Source organism: Paraburkholderia sp. LEh10, from assembly GCF_017814945.1.
Classification (GTDB): Bacteria; Pseudomonadota; Gammaproteobacteria; order Burkholderiales; family Burkholderiaceae; genus Paraburkholderia.
Window position 1 is genome coordinate 144,340 of record NZ_JAGIPX010000017.1, and the last position, 6,933, is coordinate 151,272.

The 6,933-nt window shown below is 66.1% G+C and carries 6 protein-coding genes; 3 read left to right on the top strand and 3 right to left on the bottom strand.

The window, feature by feature from the left end:
- Positions 1 to 96 precede the first annotated feature (96 nt).
- Positions 97 to 1,689, top strand: a complete 1,593-nt coding sequence (locus J8I87_RS16765) for a class I adenylate-forming enzyme family protein (protein WP_209932632.1) — start codon at positions 97 to 99, stop codon at positions 1,687 to 1,689.
- 105 nt (positions 1,690 to 1,794) lie between these two features.
- Here the strand turns inward: J8I87_RS16765 and xerD are convergent, their stop codons facing one another.
- Genes xerD through queG form a run of 3 tightly spaced genes read right to left on the bottom strand, consistent with a single transcriptional unit; the run spans position 1,795 to position 4,532 of the window.
- On the bottom strand, positions 1,795 to 2,730 hold the full coding sequence (xerD, locus tag J8I87_RS16770; RefSeq protein ID WP_209932634.1) for a site-specific tyrosine recombinase XerD: 936 nt from the start codon (positions 2,728 to 2,730) through the stop codon (positions 1,795 to 1,797).
- The gene (locus J8I87_RS16775) at positions 2,727 to 3,197 is read right to left on the bottom strand and encodes a methylated-DNA--[protein]-cysteine S-methyltransferase (protein ID WP_209932635.1); all 471 of its coding nucleotides are present in this window, start codon (positions 3,195 to 3,197) and stop codon (positions 2,727 to 2,729) included. The genes xerD and J8I87_RS16775 overlap by 4 nt, the downstream gene beginning before the upstream one ends.
- 33 nt (positions 3,198 to 3,230) lie before the next feature.
- Positions 3,231 to 4,532, bottom strand: a complete 1,302-nt coding sequence (gene queG / locus J8I87_RS16780; protein WP_209932637.1) for a tRNA epoxyqueuosine(34) reductase QueG — start codon at positions 4,530 to 4,532, stop codon at positions 3,231 to 3,233.
- A gap of 17 nt (positions 4,533 to 4,549) precedes the next feature.
- Here queG and tsaE point away from each other — a divergent pair, with 17 nt between their 5' ends.
- Positions 4,550 to 5,104 (top strand): tRNA (adenosine(37)-N6)-threonylcarbamoyltransferase complex ATPase subunit type 1 TsaE, encoded by a 555-nt coding sequence (tsaE, locus tag J8I87_RS16785; RefSeq protein ID WP_209932639.1) that lies wholly within the window; start codon positions 4,550 to 4,552, stop codon positions 5,102 to 5,104.
- Positions 5,086 to 6,651, top strand: a complete 1,566-nt coding sequence (locus J8I87_RS16790) for an N-acetylmuramoyl-L-alanine amidase (protein ID WP_209932641.1) — start codon at positions 5,086 to 5,088, stop codon at positions 6,649 to 6,651. The genes tsaE and J8I87_RS16790 overlap by 19 nt, the downstream gene beginning before the upstream one ends.
- The last annotated feature ends 282 nt before the right edge of the window (positions 6,652 to 6,933 follow it).

Here is a 6,933-nt window from a genome sequence, read left to right on the forward strand (position 1 = left end):
TTTGCCAAATGGCCAATTGTGTGCGCCCCGGAATCATGACACGATCGTTCGCAAATGTGCCGGCGCCGTGGCACACGGCAAACGCGCGCGCCCGGAATGCCCATCAAGGAGACATCGTTGAATACAGCCCAGCACTCGCCCGCCGCCGCGCCGCGCATCGATGTGGCCGCGCTTCTCGCCGCGCTCCCCGCACGTATCGCCGGGATTCCCGCGTTCATGGCCGCGCGCGATCCGCACCGTGTCGCGCTAATCGAAGACGATCGCCGCCTCACGAGCGCGCAACTCGCGCAAGCCGTCGATAGCGTTGCCGCGTTGCTCGGCGAACAGGGCGTGCGCGCCGGCGACCGCGTGATGATCGTCGCGGAGAACAGCATCGTGCAGATCGTGCTGCTGTTTGCGACCGCGAAGCTCGATGCATGGGCGCTGATGTCGAACGCGCGGCTGTCGGCGGCGGAGCTCGATGCAATCCGCGCGCATGCGCAGCCGCGCGTGACCGCGTATGCCGTCGACGCCTCGCCGGATGCGCGCCAGCATGCGCAACGCCGCGGCGCACTCCCCGCGCGCTCGATCGGCATCGACATCGGCGCGTGGTCGTGCGCGATCGACGAAGCCGCGCCGGCAGAACCCGTCGAAGCCGCGAGCGAGCGCCAGTGCGCGGCGCTGATCTACACGACGGGGACGACGGGCACGCCCAAAGGCGTGATGCTGTCGCATCGCAATCTTCTGTTCATCGCCGCGGTGTCGAGCAGGCTGCGGCGCGTCAATACCGGCGATGTCGTCTACGCGGTGCTACCGATCTCGCACGTGTACGGTCTGGCGTCGGTGTGCCTCGGCAGCCTGTATGCAGGCGCGACGCTCAGGCTCGCGCCGCGCTTCGCGCCCGAAGCCGTGCGCCGCGCGCTCGCGCAAGAGCGCGTGTCGATCTTCCAGGGCGTGCCTGCAATGCATGCAAAGCTGCTCGAATATCTGCAAACGAACGGCTTGCCGTGGTCCGCGCCGCAACTGCGCTTCGCGTATTCGGGCGGCTCGCCGCTCGACGCCGCGCTAAAGTCGCGCGTCGAAAGCGTGTATGGCGTCACGCTGCACAACGGCTACGGCATGACCGAGAGTAGTCCGACCGTCTCTCAGACGATGATCGAGGCGCCGCGCGCCGACTGTTCCGTCGGCCAGACGATTCCCGGCATCGAAGTGCGCTTCGTCGGACTGGATGGCGTCGATGTCGCGCGCGGTGAAGTCGGCGAACTGTGGGTGCGCGGGCCGAACGTGATGCTCGGCTACTACCGCAACCCGCAGCAGACACAGGCCGCCGTCACGGAAGACGGCTGGCTCAGAACGGGCGATCTCGCTCGACAGGACGCCGACGGCGCGCTGCATATCGCTGGCCGCAGCAAGGAGTTGATCATCCGCTCGGGCTTCAACGTCTATCCCGCCGAAGTCGAGCATGTGCTGAACGCGCATCCCGACGTCGTGCAGTCGGCGGTAGTCGGGCGCGCGGTGGAAGGCAACGAGGAAGTGGTGGCGTTCGTCGAGCTGAAGAGCGGCGCAAAAGCGACGCCCGCCGAACTCGACGCATGGTGCAAGGAAAGGCTCGCGCCGTACAAGCGCCCCGCCGATATCAAGGTGCTTGCCACGTTGCCCGCCGCATCGACGGGCAAGATTCTCAAGCACCGGTTGCGCGAGCTCGTCTGAGCCGCGGGCGGCCAATTACGCGTCAGCCGCATAAGGACAGCCGCATAAGGTCAGCCGGGTCAAGCCAGCCGCGCGAAGTCAGCCGCGCAAACTGGTTGCGCAAACTCACCCGCGCGGATGATGCGTCGCGTGCAGCGACTTGAGCCGCTCGCGCGCGACGTGCGTGTAGATCTGCGTCGTCGAGATATCGGTGTGGCCGAGCAGCAGTTGCACGACGCGCAAGTCCGCGCCGTGATTCAGCAGATGGGTCGCGAACGCGTGGCGCAGCGTATGCGGCGACAGCGGCGCATGCACATGCGCCGTCATCGCGTGACGCTTGATGATGTTCCAGAACTGCTGGCGCGTCATGCCTTCGGCGCGGGCGGTGACGAAAAGCGCATCGGCGGAGCGCTGGCCGAGCAGCGCGGGTCGCGACTCGCGCAGATACCGCTCGATCCAGCCGTGCGCCTCCTCGCCGAACGGAATCAGCCGCTCCTTCGAGCCCTTGCCGAGCACGCGCACGACGCCTTCGTTCAAGCCGACTTCCACGGTCTTCAGCGTGACGAGTTCGCTCACGCGCAAGCCGCTCGCGTACATCAGCTCCAGCATCGTGCGATCGCGCAAGCCCAACGGCGTCGTCACATCCGGCGCGCCGAGCAGCGCTTCGACCTGCGCTTCCGTCAATGTCGACGGAAAACGCGGCGGCTGCTTGGCCGCGCGGATACGCAACGTCGGGTCCGCCGACGCGCGATGCTCGCGCACGGCCCATGCATAGTAGCGTCGGAAGACGGACAGGCGCCGGTTCGCCGACGTCGATTTGTCCATCGCGCGCGCGGCGGCGTAGGCAGTCAGATCGGCTTCGCTCGCCGTATCGAGCGATGCGTAGCGCTGCTTCGCGAGCCACTCGGAAAAAAGCCGCAAGTCGCGCCGGTACGCGTCGAGCGTGTTGCGCGCGAGGCCATGTTCGAGCCAGAGCGCATCGCAAAACGCGTCGATCGACGCGCCGCTCGTCACGAGCAGGGGCGACGCGGGCTGCGCGTCTTCGGTCAGCACATCAGTCATGCGTAGGGGATGCCCTCGTGTTTGAGTAGCCAGCGTTTGACGTTGCGATAGTAGCCGTCGCCGCCCGTGTGCGCAAAGCCGCCGATGCCACCCGACGCGACCACGCGATGACACGGAATCACGATCGGAAAGCAGTTCGAGCCGCAGGCCTGCCCGACCGCGCGCGGCACGCTGCCGACCTCCTTTGCAAGCTGTCCGTAGGTCATCACGGCGCCCGCCGGAATCGCGCTGATCGCGTGCCAGACACGGCGCTGGAAGGCCGTGCCGACAGCGGCGAGCGGCAGATCGAAGGTCGCGGATGCCAGCTGCAAATAACACTCGATCTGCTCGACGGCCGCTTTCGCGAGCGGCGAGTCGGGCTCGACGTTCGCCACCGAGCCGGGCAGATAGACGATCTCGCGCACGGTCTCGCCCTCCAGCCGCACGCCGATCTTGCCGAACGGCGCATCGATCACTGCATTGAACATGATGTGCTCACCTCTTTCATTCGCGCCGCGCGCTCAAGCCGCGTCCAGCGCCCACTCGACATGCTCGCGCACGAGCGGCGACGGATCGTCGGCGCGCTTGCGCAGTGCATCGACGATGGCCGCGCGCGTATCGGCGGCAAGCGACTGCGGCGCACCCCGCAGTGCATTGCCCATACCGACGGCGAGATTGCGCAGCCAGCATTCATAGCCGATCCGGCGGATCGCGCTGCCCTGCATGCGTGTATCGAAGTCGGCTGCGCTCCAGCCGAACAGCTCGACCAGCGACGCGCGATCGAGCCCATGACGGACGTCGAAATCCGCCACGGGCGCGGCCTGCGCGAACTTGTTCCACGGGCACGCGAGCTGGCAGTCGTCGCAGCCGTACACACGATTGCCGATCAGCGGCCGCAAGTCCTGGGGAATACTGCCCTTCAGTTCGATCGTCAGATAGGAAATGCAGCGCCGCGCATCGACCTGATACGGCGCGACGATGGCGCCCGTCGGACACGCGTCGATGCAGCGCGTGCAACTGCCGCAATGCGCGCCCGGCGTTTCGGGCGCGTGCTCGGGCTCGGTGACGGCGTCGGTTGGCAAAGGCAGATCGACGAAGATTTCGCCGAGGAAGAACAGCGACCCCGCATCGCGTTGCAACAGCAGCGTGTGTTTGCCGCGCCACCCCGTGCCCGCCTTTTGCGCGAGTTCGACTTCGAGCACGGGCGCCGAATCGGTGAACACGCGATGGCCGTATGGGCCGATTTCCGCCTCGATCCGCTCGGCCAGTTGCTGAAGGCGGTTGCGCATGACCTTGTGATAGTCGCGGCCGCGCGCATAGATCGACACGACGGCGGCGGCAGGATCGTCGAGACGCGCGCGCTCTTCCAGTCGCCAGTCGTGCTGAATGTGCTGAACGTGCTGAATGTGCTGAACGTGCTGAATGTGCAGAGCGTCGCCATCCGCACTTTCATCGCCCTTTCGCGCACCTGAGGAAACGGGCAGATAGGCCATGCGCACGGAAATCACGCGTCGCGTGCCGGCCACAAGCTCGGCTGGCCGCGCACGTTTCATCCCATGTTTGGCCATATAATCCATCTCGCCGTGGCAACCCGCGTCGAGCCATGCAGCGAGGCCCGCTTCGGCATCGGATAGATCGATGTCGCTGATGCCGACCGCGCCGAAACCCAGCTCGCTTCCCCACTGCCTGATGCGCGAAGCGAGCGCCGCCAGTTGCGCCTCATCGTAACGACGCGCGCATGGGGCTTCGTCATCCGTCGCGTGAAGCGGCGAATGCGGATCGCGATCTAAGTCCGACACGGGATGCTGCAGGCTCTGGTTCATTACGCCATTTTACGAGAATGCCCGATCAACCCGATCTCGCGAATCAACCGTCCGCCGCCGTCCTGCTGGAGCGCCACTTCGCGCTCGCGGACGAGGCCGCCACGACGGCATTCGGCGAGCGCTTCGCGCATGCGATCGACAGCGTGCGCAGCGAAGCACGCGGGACGGACCATCGCGCGTTCAACGGTCTCCAGGTGCAGCTTCACGGCGATCTTGGCGCGGGCAAGACGACGCTCGTGCGCGCCACCTTGCGCGCGCTCGGCCATGCGGGCCGTGTGCGCAGCCCGACCTATACCCTCGTCGAACCCTACGCAGTCGAACGGCCCGATGGGGAACTGGAGCTGTATCACTTCGATCTTTACCGTTTCACCGATCCGGCCGAATGGGCCGACGCGGGCTTTCGCGAGTACTTCGACAGCGGCGCGATCTGCCTCGTCGAATGGCCGCAACGCGCGGGCAAACTGCTGGGCGTGCCGGATCTCGTCTTCTCGCTCGAGGTCGACGGCGATGGCCGCATGCTCGCCGCGCGCGCGTACAGCGAATCAGGAAAGGCATGTCTCGAAAGATGTTGATCAAACCATTCCGCTCGATCGAATCGGCGGCCACCGCGACGCATAACTGGCGTCGCCGGCAGATTCTTCGCGCGGGCGCTTCCACGCTCGTCCTCGGGCTCGCCGCGCCTCGCTTCGCGTGGGCGTCGTCCGTGCTCGGCGTGCGCGTGTGGCCCGCACGCGACTACACGCGCGTGACCATCGAGTCCGACCAGCCGCTGCAGAACACGCAACAACTGCTGCAAGGCCCGGACCGGCTGGTGGTCGATCTGAGCGGCCTCGATCTCGACCAGGCGCTGAAGGATCTCGTCTCGAAGATCGCGCCGAACGATCCGCAGATTCAATCGGTGCGCGTCGGGCAGTATCAGCCGCATGTCGTACGGATGGTGTTCGACCTGAAGGGCTCCGTGAAGCCGCAGGTGTTCACGCTGCCGCCCGTCGGCACGTACAAGTACCGTCTCGTGTTCGACCTGTATCCCGCCGTCGCGCCCGATCCGCTGATGGATCTGCTCGCGCAGACGGAGCGCAAGCAGCAGCAGCTCGACAAGCTGAACGAAGGCGCCGCGCCGCCCGCCGCGACGCTGAGCGGCCCGGCCACGCCGCCCGCTGACAACAGCGAGGCGTTCTTCGAGAAGTACGCACAGAACAACGCGCCCTCGCCGTCCGCGCCCGTGCCGCGTCCGCCCGTGCACGCGGGCTCCGCGCCCGCGCCGCATGTCGCGCCGAAGCCGGCGCCGACGCCTGCGCCGCCCGCGCCGCCCGTAATCGCGCGCAACAACGATAGCGATGCGGACAGCGACGGCGACAATGGCGACGACGCGTACAAGTTCACCACGCCGAAGAAAGGCAGCAATACGGTGCGCCTGCTCACGGTCGCGATCGATCCTGGCCACGGCGGCGAAGACCCGGGCGCGATCGGCGGCAGCGGCACGTATGAGAAGCACGTTGCGCTCGACATCGCGAAGAAGCTGCGCGCGAAGATCGACGCGCAACCGAACATGCGCGCGATGATGACGCGCGACGCCGACTTCTTCGTGCCGTTGAACGTGCGCGTGCAGAAGGCGCGACGGGTCGGCGCCGACCTGTTCGTGTCGATCCACGCGGACGCGTTCACGACGCCCGAAGCGAGCGGCTCGTCGGTGTTTGCGCTGTCGGAGCATGGCGCATCGAGCGCGGCCGCGCGCTGGATGGCGAACAAGGAAAACTCATCGGATCAGATCGGCGGCATCAACATCAAATCCGCCGATGCCAACGTGAACCGTGCGCTGTTCGATATGTCGACGACCGCGCAGATCCGCGATTCGATGCGCTACGGCAATTTCGTGTTGAAGGAAATCGGCGGGATCAACAGGCTGCACAAGGGCTCCGTCGAACAGGCGGGCTTTGCCGTGCTCAAGGCGCCCGACATTCCGTCGATCCTCGTCGAGACCGCGTTCATCAGCAACCCGGACGAAGAGCGGCGCCTGAACGATGACGCGTACCGTGACAAGATGGCAAATGCGATCATGAGTGGCATCAAGCGCTATTTTGCGGCGAATCCGCCGCTTGCGAAGAGTCGGATGACCTGAGGGTTCGGGGGTTTCGTTTTTGGTTGTTGTCTGCGATGCGGTTTGTTTTGCCGCTGTCGCTGGCATGCCGCGATTGCGGTCTGTTTTGCCGCTGTCGCTGGCATGCCGCGATTGCGGTTTGTTTTGCCGCTGTCGCTGGCATGCCGCGATTGCGGTTTGTTTTGCCGCTGTCGCTGGCATGCCGCGATTGCGGTCTGTTTTGCCGCTGTCGCTGGCATCCGCGATGCGCCTCGCGGCGCGGGCGTTGCCCCTGTGCGGGGCGGCACTTACTTTCTTTGCCGC

Excerpts from the sequence above, each read along its gene's own strand:
- queG (WP_209932637.1), bottom strand. The coding sequence starts at position 4,532 with ATGAACCAGAGCCTGCAGCATCCCGTGTCGGACTTAGATCGCGATCCG.
- J8I87_RS16765 (WP_209932632.1), top strand. The coding sequence starts at position 97 with ATGCCCATCAAGGAGACATCGTTGAATACAGCCCAGCACTCGCCCGCC.
- xerD (WP_209932634.1), bottom strand. The coding sequence starts at position 2,730 with ATGACTGATGTGCTGACCGAAGACGCGCAGCCCGCGTCGCCCCTGCTC.
- J8I87_RS16790 (WP_209932641.1), top strand. The coding sequence starts at position 5,086 with ATGTCTCGAAAGATGTTGATCAAACCATTCCGCTCGATCGAATCGGCG.
- J8I87_RS16775 (WP_209932635.1), bottom strand. The coding sequence starts at position 3,197 with ATGTTCAATGCAGTGATCGATGCGCCGTTCGGCAAGATCGGCGTGCGG.
- tsaE (WP_209932639.1), top strand. The coding sequence starts at position 4,550 with ATGCCCGATCAACCCGATCTCGCGAATCAACCGTCCGCCGCCGTCCTG.